Source organism: Sphaerochaeta sp. UBA5849 (assembly GCA_002432715.1).
Classification (GTDB): Bacteria; Spirochaetota; Spirochaetia; order Sphaerochaetales; family Sphaerochaetaceae; genus Sphaerochaeta.
This window is the reverse complement of sequence record DJGJ01000020.1, coordinates 23981-43091: the sequence shown is the minus strand read 5'-3', so window position 1 is coordinate 43091 and position 19111 is coordinate 23981. Positions and strand designations below refer to the sequence as shown.

The 19111-nt window shown below is 55.6% G+C and carries 19 protein-coding genes; 4 read left to right on the top strand and 15 right to left on the bottom strand.

Features of this window, described 5'->3' with window-relative positions:
* Window positions 1-3 precede the first annotated feature (3 nt).
* Complete coding sequence (locus B3K89_RS02865; RefSeq protein WP_345907044.1) at window positions 4-225, top strand: helix-turn-helix transcriptional regulator; 222 nt, start codon at window positions 4-6, stop codon at window positions 223-225.
* Here the strand turns inward: B3K89_RS02865 and ilvB are convergent.
* The 10 genes from ilvB to B3K89_RS02815 form a co-directional block, all read right to left on the bottom strand.
* Complete coding sequence (ilvB, locus tag B3K89_RS02860) at window positions 156-1838, bottom strand: biosynthetic-type acetolactate synthase large subunit (RefSeq protein WP_293894069.1); 1683 nt, start codon at window positions 1836-1838, stop codon at window positions 156-158. The two genes, B3K89_RS02865 and ilvB, sit on opposite strands and share 70 nt — an antisense overlap.
* Window positions 1839-1850: 12 nt before the next feature.
* Entirely contained in the window at window positions 1851-3536 is a 1686-nt protein-coding gene (gene ilvD / locus B3K89_RS02855; protein WP_293894072.1) for a dihydroxy-acid dehydratase, read from the bottom strand.
* 15 nt (window positions 3537-3551) lie between these two features.
* Complete coding sequence (leuB, locus tag B3K89_RS02850) at window positions 3552-4610, bottom strand: 3-isopropylmalate dehydrogenase (protein WP_293894075.1); 1059 nt, start codon at window positions 4608-4610, stop codon at window positions 3552-3554.
* Window positions 4607-5104, bottom strand: coding sequence for a 3-isopropylmalate dehydratase small subunit (leuD, locus tag B3K89_RS02845; RefSeq protein WP_293894078.1), 498 nt, complete (start codon window positions 5102-5104; stop codon window positions 4607-4609). Before leuD ends, leuB begins: the two co-directional genes overlap by 4 nt.
* 1 nt (window position 5105) lies before the next feature.
* Window positions 5106-6374, bottom strand: a complete 1269-nt coding sequence (gene leuC, locus B3K89_RS02840; RefSeq protein WP_293894080.1) for a 3-isopropylmalate dehydratase large subunit — start codon at window positions 6372-6374, stop codon at window positions 5106-5108.
* Window positions 6375-6393: 19 nt separating this feature from the next.
* Window positions 6394-7986, bottom strand: coding sequence for a citramalate synthase (gene cimA / locus B3K89_RS02835; RefSeq protein ID WP_345907028.1), 1593 nt, complete (start codon window positions 7984-7986; stop codon window positions 6394-6396).
* Window positions 7979-9592, bottom strand: a complete 1614-nt coding sequence (locus tag B3K89_RS02830) for a 2-isopropylmalate synthase (protein ID WP_345907027.1) — start codon at window positions 9590-9592, stop codon at window positions 7979-7981. Before B3K89_RS02830 ends, cimA begins: the two co-directional genes overlap by 8 nt.
* 33 nt (window positions 9593-9625) lie before the next feature.
* Complete coding sequence (gene ilvC / locus B3K89_RS02825; RefSeq protein ID WP_293893214.1) at window positions 9626-10618, bottom strand: ketol-acid reductoisomerase; 993 nt, start codon at window positions 10616-10618, stop codon at window positions 9626-9628.
* Between the two features lie 59 nt (window positions 10619-10677).
* The gene (gene ilvN, locus B3K89_RS02820) at window positions 10678-11211 is read right to left on the bottom strand and encodes an acetolactate synthase small subunit (RefSeq protein WP_293893212.1); all 534 of its coding nucleotides are present in this window, start codon (window positions 11209-11211) and stop codon (window positions 10678-10680) included.
* 111 nt (window positions 11212-11322) lie between these two features.
* Window positions 11323-11526 (bottom strand): hypothetical protein, encoded by a 204-nt coding sequence (locus B3K89_RS02815; protein WP_293893209.1) that lies wholly within the window; start codon window positions 11524-11526, stop codon window positions 11323-11325.
* A gap of 160 nt (window positions 11527-11686) precedes the next feature.
* Here B3K89_RS02815 and B3K89_RS02810 point away from each other — a divergent pair, with 160 nt between their 5' ends.
* Together B3K89_RS02810 and B3K89_RS02805 are read left to right on the top strand one after the other, a co-directional pair.
* On the top strand, window positions 11687-13453 hold the full coding sequence (locus tag B3K89_RS02810) for a sensor histidine kinase (protein ID WP_293893206.1): 1767 nt from the start codon (window positions 11687-11689) through the stop codon (window positions 13451-13453).
* 3 nt (window positions 13454-13456) lie between these two features.
* The gene (locus B3K89_RS02805; protein WP_345907026.1) at window positions 13457-14224 is read left to right on the top strand and encodes a response regulator transcription factor; all 768 of its coding nucleotides are present in this window, start codon (window positions 13457-13459) and stop codon (window positions 14222-14224) included.
* On the opposite strand, the gene B3K89_RS02800 is transcribed toward B3K89_RS02805, so the two are convergent.
* From B3K89_RS02800 to B3K89_RS02780, 5 genes are all read right to left on the bottom strand, one after another.
* Window positions 14219-15070, bottom strand: coding sequence for an HAD family hydrolase (locus B3K89_RS02800; RefSeq protein ID WP_293893197.1), 852 nt, complete (start codon window positions 15068-15070; stop codon window positions 14219-14221). The genes B3K89_RS02805 and B3K89_RS02800 overlap by 6 nt on opposite strands.
* A gap of 2 nt (window positions 15071-15072) precedes the next feature.
* Window positions 15073-15921 (bottom strand): carbohydrate ABC transporter permease, encoded by an 849-nt coding sequence (locus B3K89_RS02795; protein WP_293893194.1) that lies wholly within the window; start codon window positions 15919-15921, stop codon window positions 15073-15075.
* Between the two features lie 9 nt (window positions 15922-15930).
* Entirely contained in the window at window positions 15931-16863 is a 933-nt protein-coding gene (locus B3K89_RS02790; RefSeq protein WP_293893191.1) for a carbohydrate ABC transporter permease, read from the bottom strand.
* Between the two features lie 82 nt (window positions 16864-16945).
* Window positions 16946-18256, bottom strand: coding sequence for an extracellular solute-binding protein (locus B3K89_RS02785; protein ID WP_293893188.1), 1311 nt, complete (start codon window positions 18254-18256; stop codon window positions 16946-16948).
* A 147-nt stretch (window positions 18257-18403) separates the two neighbouring features.
* Window positions 18404-18781, bottom strand: a complete 378-nt coding sequence (locus tag B3K89_RS02780; RefSeq protein ID WP_293893185.1) for a metal-dependent transcriptional regulator — start codon at window positions 18779-18781, stop codon at window positions 18404-18406.
* Between the two features lie 99 nt (window positions 18782-18880).
* Here B3K89_RS02780 and B3K89_RS02775 point away from each other — a divergent pair, with 99 nt between their 5' ends.
* Complete coding sequence (locus tag B3K89_RS02775) at window positions 18881-19108, top strand: FeoA family protein (RefSeq protein ID WP_293893183.1); 228 nt, start codon at window positions 18881-18883, stop codon at window positions 19106-19108.
* Window positions 19109-19111: the final 3 nt, after the last annotated feature.

Below are 19111 nucleotides of genomic sequence, written 5' to 3'. Positions count from 1 at the left end.
AACATGACCCAGGAAGAGCTCATAGAAAAAGCCGACCTCTCGCGAAGCCAGCTCTATTACATAGAATCGGGGAAGAGAACCCCGAGGCTGCCAACGATGCAAAGCATCTGTACAGCCCTTGAGGTCTCATTCCTCGACTTCGTACACTACCTGTATCAGTACTCGCCCACTTCCTCTACGCCAAGCATATCATCGATGGAGGCCCCAGGGGCAACCATCGGATAGACCTTGTCGTCCACGGGAATCTCACAGTCGATGACGACAGCCTCACCCAGGTCCAATGCGGCCTGGAGAATCGGCTTGGGGTCGTCTTCCCTTCGGATGCGCATCCCCTTGACGCCATAGGCTGAAGCCAGGGCAACCCAATTAATGTCGGTATCCAAGGTGGTTTCACTGTAGTGCTTGTCAAAGAACAGCGTCTGCCACTGCCTGACCATGCCCAAGGTATGGTTGTTCATCAAGAGGATGACCACCGGCAGGCGGTAGCGTGCGATGGTTGCAAGCTCGTTGCAGTTCATCCTGAACGACCCGTCCCCCGCAACATTGACCACACGGCTTTCGGGGTTGCCGACCTGCGCCCCGATGGCGGCTCCGGTCCCGTAACCCATTGTACCCAAGCCCCCGCTGGTAAGGAAGTGACCGGGCTGTACGTGCTTGAGGAACTGGGCGGCCCACATCTGGTGTTGTCCAACCTCGGTAACGATAAAGAAGTCGGGAGGAAGGACCGATTGCAGGGCCTTGAGAATCTCCTTGCTGCGAGCACTTTCGCTGTCCACACGGATGGGGTACCGCTTCTTGTACCCGGCGACCTGTTCCATCCAATCCTGGTGCAACATCGGCTTTTCAATCCGTTTGTTCAGATGCTCCAGCACCACCTTCACGTCTCCCACCACATGGCAGTAGGTCTTGATGTTCTTGTCGATTTCAGCAGGATCGACATCGATGTGGATGATCTTGGCATTCTTGGCAAAACTGCTTGCCTTGCTGACTACGCGGTCGCTGAACCGGGCCCCTATCACCACCAAAAGGTCGCAGGAGGAGACACACATGTTCGAAACTTTCGTTCCATGCATCCCCACCAGGCCGGTAAAACGGGGGCTGTACGAGTTCACCGCCCCGCAACCCATCAACGAGGTACAGGCAGGACTGTCGATGTTCTCCAGGAACCTCGACAGCTCCTCACTGGCCTTCGCCCTGATCACCCCGCCTCCGACATAACACATGGGTCTTTGGGCACTCTTGATCAAATCCAGGGCCACTTCCATGCTCTTTTCGCTGAGCCGTTCGGTCCTGGGCGCGAGCTTTTCAGGGACCTGGGGAACAAAGTCTGCGGTATGGACGGTGACATCCTTGGGGACGTCGATCAAGACCGGGCCCTGCCGGCCTTCCTGGGCAATCAAGAAGGCCTTGCGAACCGTCTTCGCCAAGTCTGCAACATCCTTGACGATGAAGTTGTGCTTGGTAATCGGCATGGTGATGCCGGTGATGTCGACTTCCTGGAAACTGTCCTTGCCCAAGAGTTGGGTGGTCACGTTTCCGGTAATCGCCACCAGGGGAACGCTGTCCATGTAGGCGGTGGCGATACCCGTTACCAGATTGGTCGCTCCCGGACCGCTGGTGGCGATGCACACCCCAACCTTGCCGGTGCTGCGGGCGTACCCGTCGGCAGCATGGCAGGCGCCTTGCTCATGACTCGTCAAAATATGGCGTATGCGCCTCTGGTTCTGGTAGAGGGCATCGTAGAGGGGGAGAACCGATCCTCCAGGAAAACCAAAAACGGTATCCACTCCCTGTTCAACCAAACACTCAATGATGATCTGGGCTCCGGTCATCTGCATGATAGGTACTCCTTATGTTCTGAAAATTGCACCGGTGGACGCACTGCTCACTTGCTTGGCATAACGGACCAAATAGCCGCTTCGGATTTCACTTTCCTTGCAAACCCAATGCTCTCTGCGCTTGGTAAGCACCGCATCATCAACCAATACATCCAAGGTTCCCTTGGGAATGTCGATCCTGATCCTGTCCCCTTCCTCGACCAACCCGATCGGACCGCCCTCGGCAGCCTCAGGGCTTACATGGCCGATGGAGGCGCCCCGGGTGGCTCCGCTGAAGCGGCCATCGGTGAGCAGGGCGACATCCTTGTCCAATCCCATTCCGGCAATGGCGCTGGTGGGACTGAGCATTTCACGCATGCCCGGCCCTCCCTTGGGCCCCTCATAGCGGATGACGATGACATCACCGGCCTTGATATTGCCACTGAAGATTGCCTTGATGGTCTCCTCTTCACTGTCGAAAACCCGGGCGGGGCCTTCGTGCACCAGCATCTTCTCATCGACGGCGCTGCGCTTGACCACCGCCCCGTCGGGTGCCAGGTTTCCTCTCAGCACTGCAATGCCGCCTACCGGGGAGTACGGCTTTTCAATGCTCCGTATCACCTCATGGTCGTAGACGACAGCCTCTTGGTAGAGCTCTCCGATCGTCCTGCCGCTGACGGTGGGAAGCGAAGGGTTGAGCAAGCCGGCTCTCCCCAGCTCATGCATCACGGCAAGCACTCCGCCGGCTTCATAAAGGTCCTCGATATGGTGCTCTCCGGCAGGAGCCAGATGGCAGAGATTCGGGACCTTCGCGCTGATCTCGTTGGCCATGAAAATATCCAGGGCTACATTCGCCTCATGGGCGATGGCCGGAAGGTGGAGCATGGTATTGGTGCTGCATCCGAGGGCCATATCGACGGCCATGGCATTGGCAAAGGCCTCCTTGGTCATGATATCCAACGGACGGATATTCTGCTTGAGCAGCTCCATGACCTGATACCCCGCCTCCTTGGCCAAGCGATCGCGGGCGCTGTAGACGGCAGGAATGGTACCATTGCCGGGCAGCCCCATACCGATGGCTTCGGTCAGGCAGTTCATGCTGTTTGCGGTAAACATGCCGCTGCACGATCCACACGTCGGACAGGCATTGTCCTCATAGGCAAGCAGTTCCTCATCGGTGAGCAGACCGGCTGCGTGGGAGCCTACTTTCTCGAACATCACCGAAAGGCTGGTCCTGCAGGATTTCTCCCCGGGGATTTTCCCGGCGAGCATGGGACCGCCGGAAACAAAAATCGAGGGGATGTTGATGCGTGCTGCTGCCATGAGCATGCCCGGCACGATCTTGTCACAGTTGGGGACGAACACCAAGGCATCGAAGGGATGGGCGGTCGCCATGATCTCGATGGAGTCGGCGATGAGCTCGCGGCTGGCCAGCGAATACTTCATGCCGGTATGACCCATGGCGATACCGTCACAGACACCGATGACGGGAAACGATACAGGGTTTCCCCCTGCCTGCCGCACCCCGGCTTTCACGGCATCCACAATCCTGTTGAGGTGGATGTGGCCGGGAATGATTTCATTCGCTCCACTGACTATGCCGATGATCGGCATGTGGATTTCCCGGTCGGTCCATCCCAAGGCTTTCATCAACGACCGATGGGGACTCCTCTCGGCTCCCTCGGTCATCTGTGCTGAACGCTGCTTTGTAGTGTCCATCCTCTTCCTCCTCCTTTACAGGGACTGGGCGATCAACGATCCCATCTCGTTCGTACCAATTTTCTTCATACCCGGTGTATAAATGTCGGCGGTACGATATCCTAAATCCAACACCTTCGAGACAGCATTCTCAATGCAATCGGCTTCAGCTTGGAGACCGAAACTGTAGCGCAGCATCATGGCCACCGACAGGATGGTGGCTATCGGATTGGCCAGGTCCTTGCCGGCGATATCGGGTGCGCTGCCATGAATCGGCTCGTACATGCCAAAACTGTCCTCCCTCAGCGATGCCGAGGGAAGCATGCCGATGGAGCCGGTGATCTGGCTGGCCTCATCGCTGAGAATATCGCCGAACATGTTTTCGGTCACGATCACATCGAACTGCCTGGGATTGCGGACCAGCTGCATGGCAGCATTGTCCACATACAGATGGCTCACCTGGACATCGGGATAGTCCGCCTGAACGTACTTCACAATCTCGCGCCACAGCTGGCTGGTGTTCAGGATGTTGGCCTTGTCCACACTGCACAGCCGCTTCGATCGCTTTTGAGCGATCTCGAACGCCTTGCGTACAATCCGCTCAATCTCGGCCCTTGTATACGCCATGGTATCGTATGCCGCATCCTCGGTTCTTCCGCGTTCGCCGAAATAGACGCCCCCGGTAAGTTCGCGCACCACCATCAGGTCCAAGCCCTCGCCGATGATCTCAGCCTTCAGGGGGCATGCATCAGCAAGTTGCTTGTACAGGATGGCAGGGCGGAGGTTGCAGAACAAACCCAGGCCGCCGCGCAACCCGAGCAGGGCTTTCTCAGGCCTGAGATTGCTTGCCAGAGTATCCCACTTGGGCCCGCCGACCGCTCCCAACAATACGCTGTCGCTGTTTTTGCAACCAGAGAGCGTCTCTTCAGGAAGGGGTATGCCGAATGCATCGAGTGCGGCTCCCCCCGCCAGGTAGCTGGAGGTGGTGAAGGTATGACCGAACTTCGCCCCTACGGCGTCAAGCACCTTCAAGGCCTCCCTGACGATATCGGGCCCGATACCATCGCCGCTCACCACCGCTATATGCTTGTTCATGCCTGCTTCCCCCTGTTTGCGATATACCCCGCCAACCCGCCGTTTGCAATCAGATCCTGCATGAAAGGAGGAAAAGGCTCGCTCTGGAACACAGAGCCGGTGGTGACATTGGTGATCGTGCCGGTGGAGAAATCCACGCTGACCACATCACCTGCCTTGATGCCGTCGCAAGCCTCGGGGCACTCCAGGATGGGAAGGCCGATGTTGATGGCATTGCGGTAGAAGATGCGGGCGAAGGTGCGTGCGATGACGCAGCTTATGCCGCTCTCCTTGATGGCGATCGGAGCATGCTCACGACTCGAGCCGCAGCCGAAGTTCTTGTCGGCCACCATGATGTCGCCCTTTTTCACCTGCTTGATGAAGGTCTGGTCGAGATCCTCCATGCAGTGCTGAGCCAGCTCCTTGTGATTCGAAGTATTGAGATAGCGAGCCGGGATGATGACATCGGTGTCGACATTATCCCCGTATCTGAAAACAGTTCCTTGTACCTGCATCCTAAGCCTCCATAACCTTGTTCGGGTCGGCGATGTACCCGGCGACAGCACTGGCGGCAGCCACTGCAGGGCTTGCCAGATAGACTTCACTCTTCACGTGTCCCATTCTCCCCACAAAGTTGCGGTTGGTCGTGCTCACCGCCCGCTCACCTTCTGCCAGAATTCCCATGTGGCCTCCCAAGCAGGGGCCGCAGGTGGGAGTCGAGACAGCACAGCCGCTGTCTACAAAAATATCGAACAGGCCTTCATTCATCGCCTGCTTCCAGATTTTCTGGGTGGCAGGGAAGATGAGGGCGCGTACGTGCTTGGCGACCTTCCTTCCCTTCAGAATCGCGGCGGCCTGCCTGAGGTCGCTGATGTGGCCGTTGGTGCACGAGCCGATGACAACCTGGTCGATCCTCACCTCGCCCACCTCGTCGATGGTGCGGGTATTGGAGGGAAGGTGGGGGAAGCTGACCGTGCTCTTGATCGAAGCGAGATCGATGTCATAGACCGCCTCATAGGTGGCGTCGGCATCGGCTTCATAGACCACCGGCTCTTTGGGGCAGTGTTCCTTCAAGTAGGCAAGAGCAACCTCGTCCACGGGGAAAATGCCGTTCTTCGCACCGGCTTCGATGGCCATGTTGGCCACGGTGAAACGGTCGTCGATGGTCAGGTTTGCAACACCTTCGCCGGTGAACTCCATACTCTGATACAAGGCCCCATCCACACCGATCATGCCGATGATGTGGAGGATCAAATCCTTGCCGCTGACATAGGGGGCGAACGTGCCGCTCAGATTGAACTTCAGGGCGGAGGGAACCTTGAACCAAGCCTGGCCGGTTGCCATGCCCGAGGCCATATCCGTCGATCCCACACCGGTGGAGAAAGCCCCGAGGGCTCCGTAGGTGCAGGTGTGGCTGTCGGCTCCGATTACCAGATCGCCTGCCCCCACCAAGCCTTTCTCGGGCAGCAGGGCGTGCTCGATGCCCATCCGACCGACATCGAAGTAGTTGGTGATCTCATGGTCATTGGCAAAACTGCGCAGGCACTTGCACTGTTCGGCTGCCTTGATGTCCTTGTTCGGGGAGAAGTGGTCGGGAACCAGAGCCACCTTGTCCTTGTCGAACACAGTCTCCTTGCCGAACTTCGGGAACTCGTTGATGGCCACCGGAGCGGTAATATCGTTGCCCAGCACCATGTCCAAATTTGCCATGATCAACTGGCCTGCACGTACAGACTCCAGGTTGGCATGGTGGGCCAGGATCTTCTGCGTCATCGTCATACCCATAGGGGAACTCTCCTTACTCTCATTCGCCCGATGGCTCTACGCCATCTGCGATTAATTTGTACTCTATACTATCACTGAGGGCAAACCAGCTTGCCTCGATGATGTCCTTGCTCACCCCGATGGTGGACCAGCTTTCCTCTCCGTCCGTCGATTCTATGAGAACCCTGACTTTGGAGGCTGTGGCCCCGGCCGAGTCGAGGACGCGTACCTTGTAGTCGGTGAGGTGAACACTCTTGAGCGTCGGATAGAACTGCTCAAGAACCTTGCGCAATGCACGGTCGAGGGCGTTGACCGGGCCTTCGCCTTCGGCGGCGGTGATGGCGCTTTCACCCTTCACCTTCACCTTCACCACCGCAGCATGCGTTGCATCACTGAGCGGGTCGGCATAGGGGCTGCTGCCGATGGTCTGGTAGTGCACCAGGCTGAAATAGGGGCGGTACATCTTCAAATGCCGCCTGATGACCAAGTCAAAGGAACTTTCAGCACCTTCGAACTGATACCCTTCAGATTCAAGGCGCTTCAGTTCATCCATCAAGCTCACCGTTACCGGATCGTCCTTGTCGAGGTTGGGAGCTATGCGGGCGATGCGCTTGAGCATCAGGGCCCTGCCTGCCACCTCGCTCATCAAGAGCCTGCGTTCATTGCCTACTTCCATCGGATCGATGTGCTCAAACGACTGCGGGTTCTTCTGCACCCCGTCGATATGCATGCCGCCCTTGTGGGCGAACGCACTCTTGCCGATGAAGGGGGCGCTCCCCGAAATTCGTACGTTGGCAATTTCTGCAACCCGGCGGCAGATGCCGGTAAGCCGTTCGAGGCTTTCGCCGCACAGGCAGTCGAATCCCAGCTTGGCTCCCAGAATTCCTGCAATGGAAGCGAGGTTTGCATTGCCGCATCGCTCGCCGAATCCCAAAAGAGTGCCTTGCACCTGCGTCACACCGGCTTCGACTGCTGCGATTGATGAGGCGACGGCACAGCCGATGTCATCATGGGTGTGGATGCCGAATGCAACATCGGGAAACAAGGCTATGGTCTCTTGTGTGATCCGCTTGAGAAGCGAGGGGATTATGCCGCCGCGGGTCTCACAGAGAACCAGGAGGGTCGCACCCCCGGCGAGGGCCGCTCTCAAGGAAGCAATGGCGTACTCCTTGTTTGCAAGATAGCCGTCGAAGTAATGCTCTGCATCGAAGAAAACCTCTGACCCGCTTTCGGTGATGAAACGGATGGAATCCTCGATCATTGCAAGGTTCTCCTCGAGCGTGGTGCGGATGATGTCGGTCACATGAAAATCCCAGCTCTTGCCGAAGATGGCAACATAGGAGGTTCCTGCACGCACCAGACTCTTGAGGTTCGGATCGTCCTCGGCCTTGGTGTTTCTGCGGCGCGTCGACCCGAAGGCGACCAGCTTGGCATGCTTCAGGTTCAAATCCTTGGAACGGAAGAAAAATTCCAGATCCTTGGGGTTGGACCCCGGGTTGCCAGCCTCGATGTACTCCACACCGAGGGTGTCGAGAGCCTCGACGATCTTCAGCTTGTCCTCAACGGAGAAGCTGATCCCCTCGGCCTGGCTGCCGTCCCGCAGGGTGGAATCGAACAAGGATATCTTACGCATCGCCTCTCTCCTTTCTCTTGTCGGAGTGGGAGCTGAGCATGTCATTGTCAAAATTCGGAGGAGTGGTAGGTTTGAGATTCCCGGTCGATGGTTTCACCGTCTCGTCCAGCATGCGGTTCACCGCAGCAAGACAGGAGAGGATTGAGGCCTCTATCACGTCGGTACTCACCCCCCTGCCCCGATAGATGCCATGGCCGTCGCTGATCTTCACAAAGACTTCGCCCAAGGCGTCACGGTGCTCGGTCACCGCCTGCAGGCTGTAATCCTCCAGGCTGAAGGGATGACGGATGATCTTCTCCACCGCCCTCAGCGAAGCATAGACGGGGCCTGTGCCGCAAGCCACTTCCTGGTACTTCTTATCACCCTTGCGCAAGGTCACGCAGGCGGTGCTGGTCATCATGTTGCCGCTGTTCACCACGAAGCTGTCCAGCTCCCAGATGATCGGCGAACTCTGGCTTGCATTTTCCACCAGAGCGATGATGTCGCGGTCGGTGATGGTTTTCTTTCGGTCGGCAAGATTCTTGAATTCAGCGAAGAGACTCTTCACTTCTTCCTTGCCCAGGGTGTAGCCCAAATCGGCAAGACGCTTCTCAAACGCGTGCTGGCCGCTGTGCTTGCCGAGCACCAGGCTGGTGTTCATCACCCCTACGCTTTCGGGGGTCATGATCTCATAGGTGAGGCTGTTGGCCATCATGCCGTGCTGGTGGATGCCGCTTTCGTGGGCGAAGGCGTTTGCACCGACAATCGCTTTGGAAGGATTGGGTTTTACGCCGGTTATCTGGGTAAGCAGCCGTGATGAGCGGATTATCTCCTCGGTCTTGATGTTGTAGGTGAAGGGATACTCGTCGCTGCGGGTGCGGATGCCCATCACCAACTCTTCCATGGCGGCGTTGCCGGCCCTCTCGCCGATTCCGCAGAGCGTACACTCGGCCTGCCTTGCTCCGGCTTTCAGTCCGGCAAGGCTGTTGGCGACGGCCAAGCCAAGGTCGTTGTGACAGTGAACGGCGATGATCGCCTTGTCGATGTTGGGCACCTTGTTCATTACGGCTCTCACCATGCGCGTCATGTCATCGGGGGTGGCGTAGCCGACCGTATCGGGCAGGTTGACCACATTGGCCCCCGCCTTGATCACCTCCTCGACAACCTTGCACAGGTAGTCGAGGTCGGTCCTGGTTGCGTCCTCGAGCGAGAACTCCACATCGTCATTGAGATTGCGTGCATACAAGACCATGGCCTTGGCTTTGGCCAGGGCATCCTCGCGGCTCATCTTCAGCTTGTACTGCAGATGGAGGTCGCTGGTGGCCAGAAAGGTGTGGATTCTAGGCCGTTTGGCAAACTTTACCGCCTCCCATGCAGCATCGATATCCTTTTCAAGGGCGCGGGAGAGGGAGGCGACCACGGTCTGCTTGAGCTCCCTGCTGATCGCCTGCACGCTTGCAAAATCGCCGGGGGACGCTATGGCAAACCCAGCTTCTAGAATATCCACACCGAGAGCCTCAAGCTGGAGGGCCATGCGAATTTTTTCGTCAAGGTTCATGCTGTAGCCAGGAGCCTGTTCGCCGTCTCTAAGGGTGGTATCGAAGATGTAGATTCTCTCTTTTTCCATAGTGTCCTTCCCGGTATTATAAAGTTTTGTACGTTATTTCTTCAGCCAGCTCATCAGGGAGCGCAGCTTCTGTCCGGTCTTCTCCAACAGGCTTTCACTCTCGATTCTCTTCTTTGCATTGAAATACGGCCTGTTGACTTGGTTCTCCAACAGCCAGTTGCGGGCGAAGGTGCCTTCCTGGATATCGGTAAGTACGTTCTTCATCGCCTTCTTGGTGTCTTCGGTGATGATCTTGCCTCCGGTGATGTAGTCGCCGTACTCGGCGGTATCACTGATGGAGTAGCGCATGTAGGACAGTCCGCCCTGGTTGATGAGGTCTACGATCAGCTTCATCTCATGGCAGCACTCGAAGTATGCCATCTCAGGCTGGTAGCCAGCTTCGACAAGGGTATCGAATCCTGCTTTGATCAGGGCGGAAACACCACCGCAGAGGACGGCCTGCTCACCGAAGAGGTCGGTTTCGGTCTCTTCCTTGAAAGAAGTCTCAAAAATTCCGGCACGCCCGGCACCGAGGCCCTTCGCATAGGCAAGAGCGATGTCGCGCGAATCCCCGCTGGGGTCCTGATGGATGGCGATCAGGGAGGGAACCCCCTTGCCTTCCTGGAACTGGGAACGAACCGTATGACCGGGACCCTTGGGAGCGATCATGATGACGTTCACATCGGCCGGGGGCTTGATCTGTCCGAAATGGATGTTGAAACCGTGGGCGAAGGCAAGGTATTTGCCTGCACTCAAGTTGGCCTCAACGCTTTCGCGGTAGATTTTCGCCTGCTTTTCATCGGGCAGCAGCAGCATGACGACCTGTGCCATGGCACTAGCCTCCTCTACGGTCGCAACCTGGAGTCCCGCCTCTTCTGCAATTGCCCAACTCTTGGAGCCCTTGTACAAGCCGACGACCACATCCACCCCGCTCTCATGCAGGTTCAGTGCGTGTGCGTGTCCCTGGCTGCCGTATCCGATGATGGCAACCTTCTTTCCATCAAGCTTTTGGAGATCTGCCTGTGAATCATAATACATTGTACTCATTGCTTCCTTTCCTTCGGCCCACCGGCCTTGTTATGGTAAGCGCCCCTGGGGCGTTGCGTTCAAACTTCATCGTCCTCGCTGTAACTGATCGAGCTGAGTGCTCTCGAGCCTCGTTCGAGGGCGGTAATACCCGTCCTTGCCAGCTCCACAATGCCGAAGGGCATCATCAGATCGAGAAAGGATTGGATTTTATCCAAGCTTCCGGTCATCTCAAGGGAGACTGTGGAAGCGGTGACATCGATGATCTTCGCCTTGAAAATCTGGGCCAGCTCCACCACCTGCGAGCGGCTTTCGCCCTTGGTGGAGACCTTGACCATGACCAGCTCGCGCTGCAGGCTCCGCGTCTGAGTCATTTCATACACCCGCTTGACGTCGATGAGCTTGCCCACCTGCTTCTTGATCTGCTCGACGACCGGGCGGTCGCCGCTGACCACGATGGTGATTCGGCTGACTTCCTCGTTTTCCGTCTCACCGACCGACAAGCTGTCGATATTGTAGCCTCTTCGGGAGAAAAGGGAAACGACGCGCATCAAAACACCGGGTTGGTTGTTTACCAGGATGGCCAGTGTGTAGCGGTTTTCTGTAGTATTCATGTGATGTTTCTCTCCTTCGTATGATGCTTGGGTATAAGCGATTGCTCCCCAGGCTTCGATTGGGGGCTCTTCGTCCACGGTCCATGCAGGTATATCACTCTGCAGCCGTGGTCAGAGAATAATTAGGCTTACTACGATAATTAGGAGGGTGATGAGTGAGATGAGGGGGAGGAGGATGGTGCGTACAAGAAGCAGGGATAGAGCGGCATGTGAAGCATCGGATGTGCCAAAACAGAACTGAGAGCAGCCCTGCATTTTCCATTTCCTCTCTGTTGTCCGGTGCATTGCCTGCACCTGCTTGGTGAACGCGTTCACGATACTCTCCTCAATGAGCGGCGATGGGCCGTTTCTTGTTTGTAGCTCTCTTTTGGGATTTCTGTCAACCCTTTATACAAAAAACAGTATGTTTATGCAGTAAAAATTCCTATAAGTAGAAGTTCTTGCTCTCACCATCCATTGCAGATACACTGCAGGCATGGACAGCACACCCAGCTTCTGGAGAAAACGAACGCTCTTCGGAAGACTCCTCATTTACTTTCTGATCGTCCTCATCGTACCGCTCGGCCTCTTTTCAGCGTATTATGCACTACTTGGGGAAAGAAACCAAGAGAGGTACCTATCCGAGCAAACGATGAACCTGACCACCGCCGATGCAACCAAGGTTTCCTCGGTTCTGGAAGCCTATCGGCACAAGGCGTATCAACTCTCGACGAATCCCCTGGTCGTACACATCATGGAGGAGGACAAGCTCGAAACCAACTCGAATGAGAGCAGGGACCTCTACCAGCTGCTGTTCAGTGTCATGCGCGGGGATACCTATCTTGCCAGTGCAAACATTGTCAGCAATACCGGCAGGGTGAGGATCAGCACCCACACCTTTCCCGATGTCTATGACCTGCGTTACCACGGCAACGACTGGGATATGAACTCGATCATCAGCCAGAATGCAAACATCTCCCCGACGGCCAGCATCATCAGCATCAGGGGCCATAGGATGGCGGAGAACGGCAGGCAGGTGGTCGCCTCGATCCTCAGGAGGATTTACGACAACGAAGGGACGAACCTCGGATATTTGGTCATCGATATCTACGCCGAAGCCCTCAGCAGCCTGGTCAATACCGATCGCATGCTCAGCGACGTGCTCTTGATCGACAACCGGGACTTTTATGCAACCAGCCTGGTGCACACCGAACGTTTCGGAACCTTCGACAAATTCCCTTCCCTTTCCCAACTCAAGGGTGATTACTCGAGAAGAACGATGCACACCGGCACTTCGCTCGTCTCCATTACCGCTGTGCAGGGCACTACATTGCACCTGGCGGGAAGTGTCAGTGCCGCACCTTTCCAGGAGAGCATGGACCGCCTGCTCTATGCATTCGGTCTCACCATGGCGGTGGGTACCGTTTTGGCGATGGGCCTGTCCTTCTTGTTCTCACGCTCCATCGCCGGGCCGATCCGCAACCTCGCCTTTCGCATGGGAGAAGTGGAACAGGGAAACCTGCAGACCAAGGAGGTCAAGAGCAGGATTTGGGAGTTCGCCCGGCTTGAACACTCCTTCAACATCATGGTCAAGCAGATTGTCAGTCTGCTCGAGCTCACCCGTGAGGAGCAGGAAAAACTCAGCGAAGCCGAGCGCAAGGCCCTGGAAAGCCAGATGAATCCTCACTTCTTGTTCAATACGCTGAACACCATCAAAGCTCTTGCACGACTGCATGGAGAACAGGACATCTACACCATCACGGTCAAGCTGGGAAAACTGCTTCGCTCCTCGATCGACAACCACGAGAGCCAATGCACCCTTGAAGAGAGCATGGCCCTGATCGACTCCTACCTGACCATCCAACGGCTGCGGTTCGGCTCAAAGCTGAAAGTACAGACGTACCTCGACCCCGGCTGTGCCGCTGTCAAGACACCCAAGTTGATCATCCAGCCGCTGGTGGAGAATGCCATCATCCACGGTCTTGAGCCGAAGGTCGGCGAGTGGAAGCTTTCGGTGCGGGCCGTCAAGCTCTCCGGACGCATTTTCATCACCATAGAGGACAACGGCGTAGGATTTCCACCAGGAACGCTGCCGGACAACCTCGATGAACTTGCCAACTCGACACACGTTGGTGTATACAATGTATATAGAAGATTGTTCCTTACCTACGGTAAACAGATGACCTTCTCGCTGACCAGCAAGGTAGGAGAAGGTACGACGGTGAGCATGTCCTTCCCTGACGACATACAAGAGAGGAAATAGACAATGAGCTATAGCGTAGTATTTGTAGAAGATGAGCAAATCGTCCGTGAGGAAATTGTATCCTCTATCCGCTGGGAACTGCTGGGCTTGGAACTGGTGGGGACCGCCGCCGACGGCATGGAGGGGGAACAGCTGATCAAACGGGTCGAACCGGATATCGTCATCACCGACATCCGACTTCCCGCCCAGGACGGGCTTGCCATGCTCAGCCACTGCCCCGTCAACCATGCCATCATCCTGACCGGCCATACCGACTTCAGCTATATGAAGCAGGCCATACGGCTGGGGGTGTTCGACTACCTGCTCAAACCCATCGATGACGAGGAGCTGGAAGAGACGCTTGCCTCCTTGGTGAAGAAGATCCAGGAAGAGGACAAGGATTTCGAGCAGCTGAAAAAAGGCTCAAGCACAGCCGGAGAGTTGATCGCTCTTCCGCGCAACGTGAACAACCATGTCATCGATGCCACCATCGCATTCATCGCCGACAACTATGCAAACCCGGTCGGGTTGCAGGAGGCTGCTTCCTATCTTGAACTGTCCGAAAGCCACCTCTCACGCCTGTTCAAGGAAGTGACGGGGCTCAACTTCCTGCAGTACCTCAATGCATGGAGGGTGAACAAGTCGGTTGAGCTGATGAAGGATCCGAAGAAGAACATCGGAGAGATTGCAACCAGCTGCGGCTTCCCCACCCCAGGCTATTTCGCCAAGATATTCAAGCGCTTCACAACCAAGACTCCGACGCAGTTCCGAGACGAGCTGGGCGCCCTATAATACAGAGGAGAAAGCCGAGGCCAGGCGTTCGGAAGCAGCTCTTCCCGCTTTGTCTGCATAGAGCAGGCTTGCAAGGCCGAACCCTCGGGCACGCTGGATGTTCGGTTCATGGTCGTCGACGAAATAGGCATCTGCAATGGAGCAGCCTTCACGATGCAGGATCTGCTCAAAGAAGTTCCTTGAAGGCTTTGTGGTGCGCATCAGATGCGAGGCGTACACCTCGTCGAACAGGTCGAGGGCTCCCATCGATTCAAGAATTCTCCAGTGCGCTTCGATGGTGTTCGAAGCACATACCACCCGCTTTCCGGCTTTGCGCAATGCTCCTATCACCGTGACGACCTCATCGTTGAAAACCGGTTCGAAAGCGTCGAAGAACGGGTCGCCTTCAACCTCCACCCCAAACACATCTTTCACATGAGCCCAATACTCTGCGCTCCTGAGAACTCCCTCCATCAGAGGGAATTCATAGTGCAGGTAGTCGGCAAAGAACTCCTCACGGTCGAGACGATAACCCCTGGCGATCTTGCCCAGCATCGTAATGTTTTTTACGACGACATTTCCCATATCGAAGAGAAACAGCGAACAGGAATCGGGGATTGGCGAGTCCACCCAGGCCAGATGGGGCAGCAAGGAGTGAGTGCCGAATTGTTCATCGGCGAGAACTGAACCCATGCCCAGCCGCTGGGCTTCCTCCATGCTGTCCGCTTTGTCGGTGACCAGCAGATAGCGGCCCATGGCAGAGCGGCAGTGCTCCAGCGGAAATCGGTCCAAGCGATCGGCATAGGCGGCAAGCACCGCTTGGGCTGGATGGGAGGCACACAAATCGGTGCAGAGTCTGTCGTACATGCTTATCCCTTTCTTGATTCGTAGATGGCCGAGCCCCCGATGAAATACTTGGTCAGGGACATGAAGAGGATGAACATCGGGATCGATGCAAGCAAGGCGGCTGCCATCATCGCCCCCTCATCGGTGCTGCGCTCGAGCGCGAACGAGGAGATGTACTGGGGAATGGTCTTCATCTTGTCGCTCTGGCTTACCAAGAGCGGCCACAAGAGGTTGTCCCACTGGCTTCGGAACGAGAGGATGGCCAGCGTGGCGATGACCGGCTTGCAGTTGGGAAGGACGATGCGCCAGTAGATTCCGAACTCCCCCATCCCGTCGACGCGTGCCGCGTCAAGGAACTCGGTCGGGAAGGTGGTCAAGAACTGCTTCATCTGGAACACCCCGAAGGCACTGACCAAAAATGGAAGGATCAAGCCTATGTAGGAGTTCTGGATCCGCAGCGTCATGACCACCATGTACAGTGGGATCATGATGGCTTCAAAGGGAATCATCATGGTGGCCATGATCATCATGAACACCGTGTTGCGGCCGCGGAACCGGAACTTTGCAAGCCCGTATCCGGTAAGGCTTGCGATCAGGACGGTGCTTATGGCAACCGAAGTGCTGACGATCAGCGAGTTGGAGATGTTGCGCACAAAAATGTAGGTCTTGTCGTTGCCTTGGATGGCTTTGGCGAAGTTCTCCCAGGCGATTCCCTCGGGAATCCAGGTGTACGGCATCTTGAGAATTTGCCGGCTGGTCATCATCGATGCACTGATCATGAACAGGATCGGCATCAGGGTGAAGACCAGCATGACAAAGAGGACGAGGTACATGCCGATTTTCGGCAGCGTGAATCGTTTTTCTATCTGCATCCTGTCCTCCTAATATTCCACATTCTCGCTCTTGGTGGTCTTGAACTGCAGCAAGGTGAGCAGCAGCATCATGAGAAAGAGCACAACACTCATGGCACTTGCCCTGCCAAGGTACTGCTGTTGGATGCCGGTGACATAGATGTTGAAGGTAATGACGTTGATCGGGGCGCGGGGTGCCCCGTTGGAATAGAGCATGTACTGGGTGCTGAAGGTCTTCAGGCACTGCAGCATCGCCATGACCGAAACCAGGACAACCGTCGGCTTGAGCAGCGGCAACGTGATGCGCCAGAACACCTGGTTCTTGGTCGCCCCGTCGATGGTCGACGCCTCGTAGATGGTGGGAGGAATGGAGGCAAGGCCGGTGATGAAGAGAATGACAAAGTAGCCGATGTACTTCCAGAAGTAGATGACCATGGTGGAAACCTGTTCCATCACCGGGTCGACGAGCCAACGCCGGTCGACACCGGGGGTGTTCATCAGGGCGTTGAGCCACTGGTTTCCCAACCCTCGGGGGTCGAAAATGATCATCCAGATGGTTGCTGCAACAACGCTGGAAAGAATGGCAGGGCAGTAATAGGAAATCTGCAGGAATTTCTTGGTCTTGTTGCTGGAGAGGTTGCTGATGAATACAGCGAGGATCAGGCTGACGATCAGCAAGGGGATGAAGGTTCCCAGCGTAAAGACCATCGTGGACTTGAGGCTGTTCAGAAAGGAGAGGTCGCTGGCGGCCCTGCTTGGATCGAAGAGCCTGATGTAGTTGCCCAGCCCAACGAACTTCGGAGGCAGTTTGCTCAAAGCACGCTTGTCAAAAAAACTGGTGTATATGGCATTGATGATTGGATAAAAACTGAACAAGGAGAAGAATAACATGGCCGGCAGAACGAAGACGAATCCCCATCGAGCCTGTTTTCTCTCGATACCCCGATATTTTCTCGTACCCATACTGTTCTCCCTGGATGCATAAGGTTTGAAACCAAGAAAGCGGTCCTGTCGTACAGGCACAGGACCGCAAAATCAGAAGCGTTTACTGCTCGTCGATGATTTCCTGCACCGAAGCTCTCAGGGTGGCAAGCGCCTTCTCAGGACTTACTCCGCTGAGCATGACCGATTCGACTGCATTGCGGATCTGGGTCTGGATCTGAGCAGAATTTTCTCCGTAGTAAATCATGTGTGAGCGTGCCATATCATCGATGAAAACCTGGCTGTAGGGCATGTTCTTCAGCGTATCGGAGGCAAAGAGGGCCTTGGTCGGCTGAATGATGTTTCCACCGCGGGTCAGGTACTCCTCGCCATGGCTGAGCAGAAAGCCTGCAAGTTTCCAGGCCGCTTTCTGCACGGCGGGATCGCTGTCTGCATTAACCATGAAGAAGTGGCCGTAATAGCAGGATGCCACATCACGAACGGCATCCTTGAAAGTAGGATACGGAATTACCATCCACTCGCCGCTCTTGAAGAACGCAGGATTGTCCTTCTCGATTCTACCCTGCTGGTAGAGACCGGTGTGGGCCATGGCGATGTCGTTGTTGTCCTGGTTGAAGAGGTTGCGGGCATTCTTGTAGGTCGGCGATCCAAGGTTGCGGCCCGAGGGTCCCCACTGCTGCATGTAGGTAAGAGCTTTCAGCCAAGCTTCGTCACCGATAATGGCTTTCTTGCCATCGGAGCTGAGCAGGTCGCCGCCGAGCTGTTCAACCATCGGAACAAAGAAGGTCAAATAGTACGGATAGCGGAAGTCAAAGCCGCGGCGGATGAGGATGTCGCCGTCACGGATGACCAGCTTCTCGGAGATGTCGGCCATCTCTTCCCAAGTCTTGGGGTAATCCTTCTCAGGATCGAGACCTGCGGAGCGGAAAACCTTCTTATTCAGGTAGATGCACCAGTTGGTCAGTTCCAGCGGAAGACCGTATACCTCACCATCAACGGTGACGGTATCCAGCACGCCGTCCATGTACTTGTCCAACAGGTCCTGCTTGCTGGCATACCCTGCCGCCTGATAGTCGACCGGTGCTACACGACCATTGGTGATGTAGGCATACTGGTTCTCAATAGGCAGGTTGAACATGTCAGGTCCCTGATTGGCTGCGAAGGCGGTCTGAACCAGCTCGATCTGCTTGACTGAGGCCTGGGTGGAGCGCACGACGGTGATGTTCGGGTTATCCGCCATGAACTTGGCGATGAGCTCGGTCTCGAGCTGGGTTCTGGCCGGATCCTCATGGGTCCAGTACTGGATGGTTACAGGCTTGGTTTCGTCAATTGCAGCTTCTTTTGCGCCCTGTGCAAATACAGAAAGAGGGAGCAGAAGAGCGACGAACAATACAATGATGAACGTCTTTTTCATGTGAGACCTCCTAAAGTCTATCTGCTTTCAGTCTAGATGGCTTTGGGAAATCCACAAGAAAAAGATTTTGTGTTTATGCATGCGATTTTGAGTAGCTGGACAAGAATGGTCAGAAGAGAGCAGAAACAAAGCACCTGTATACAAGAATCAGGTTTGGGTTTCCTGGTAGGAGCGGAGGAACGAGGCAAGTTTCTCCATGGTTTCACTGGAGATATCGTGCTCGATCAGGCATGCATCCTGCTCTGCGATGACCGCATCCACTCTCAGTACATCCCTGAGGAAACTGGTGAGTGTCTTATGCCTGAAGTATACCTGGGAAGCCTTGAGCCTGCCCTTCTCGGTAAGGTGTATGTCACCATAGGTCTCTTGGTTCACATACCCTTCGGAAGCAAGCACCTTCATGGCCCGATTCACACTCGGTTTGGACACACCCAGGCGCAGGGCGACATCGGTTGTCCGCACTTTCTCATGCTCCTGGTTGAGAGCCAAAATCGCTTCCAGATAATCTTCTCCTGATTTCTGCATGTGCTGATGGTATCATGCCTCAAGCGATTTGTCATCGGAAGATATAAAAAACCTTGACACAAAAGTTTGTAATAGCTAACTTATAGATGAGGGAAGAGAATGATGCACATGACAATGGACGAACTGACTGTAGGTCAAAAAGGAGCTGTAAAGGCGATCAACGCACCGAAGCAGCTCAAGCGAAGACTTATGGATATGGGCTTCACAAAAGGGGTTGGCGTTGAGGTAGTCAAACTGGCACCCATGGGCGATCCAATGGAAGTCTCGTTGCGTGGATATCATTTATGCCTCAGGAAAGCTGAAGCCCGTGCCATTGAATTAAGATAGCGT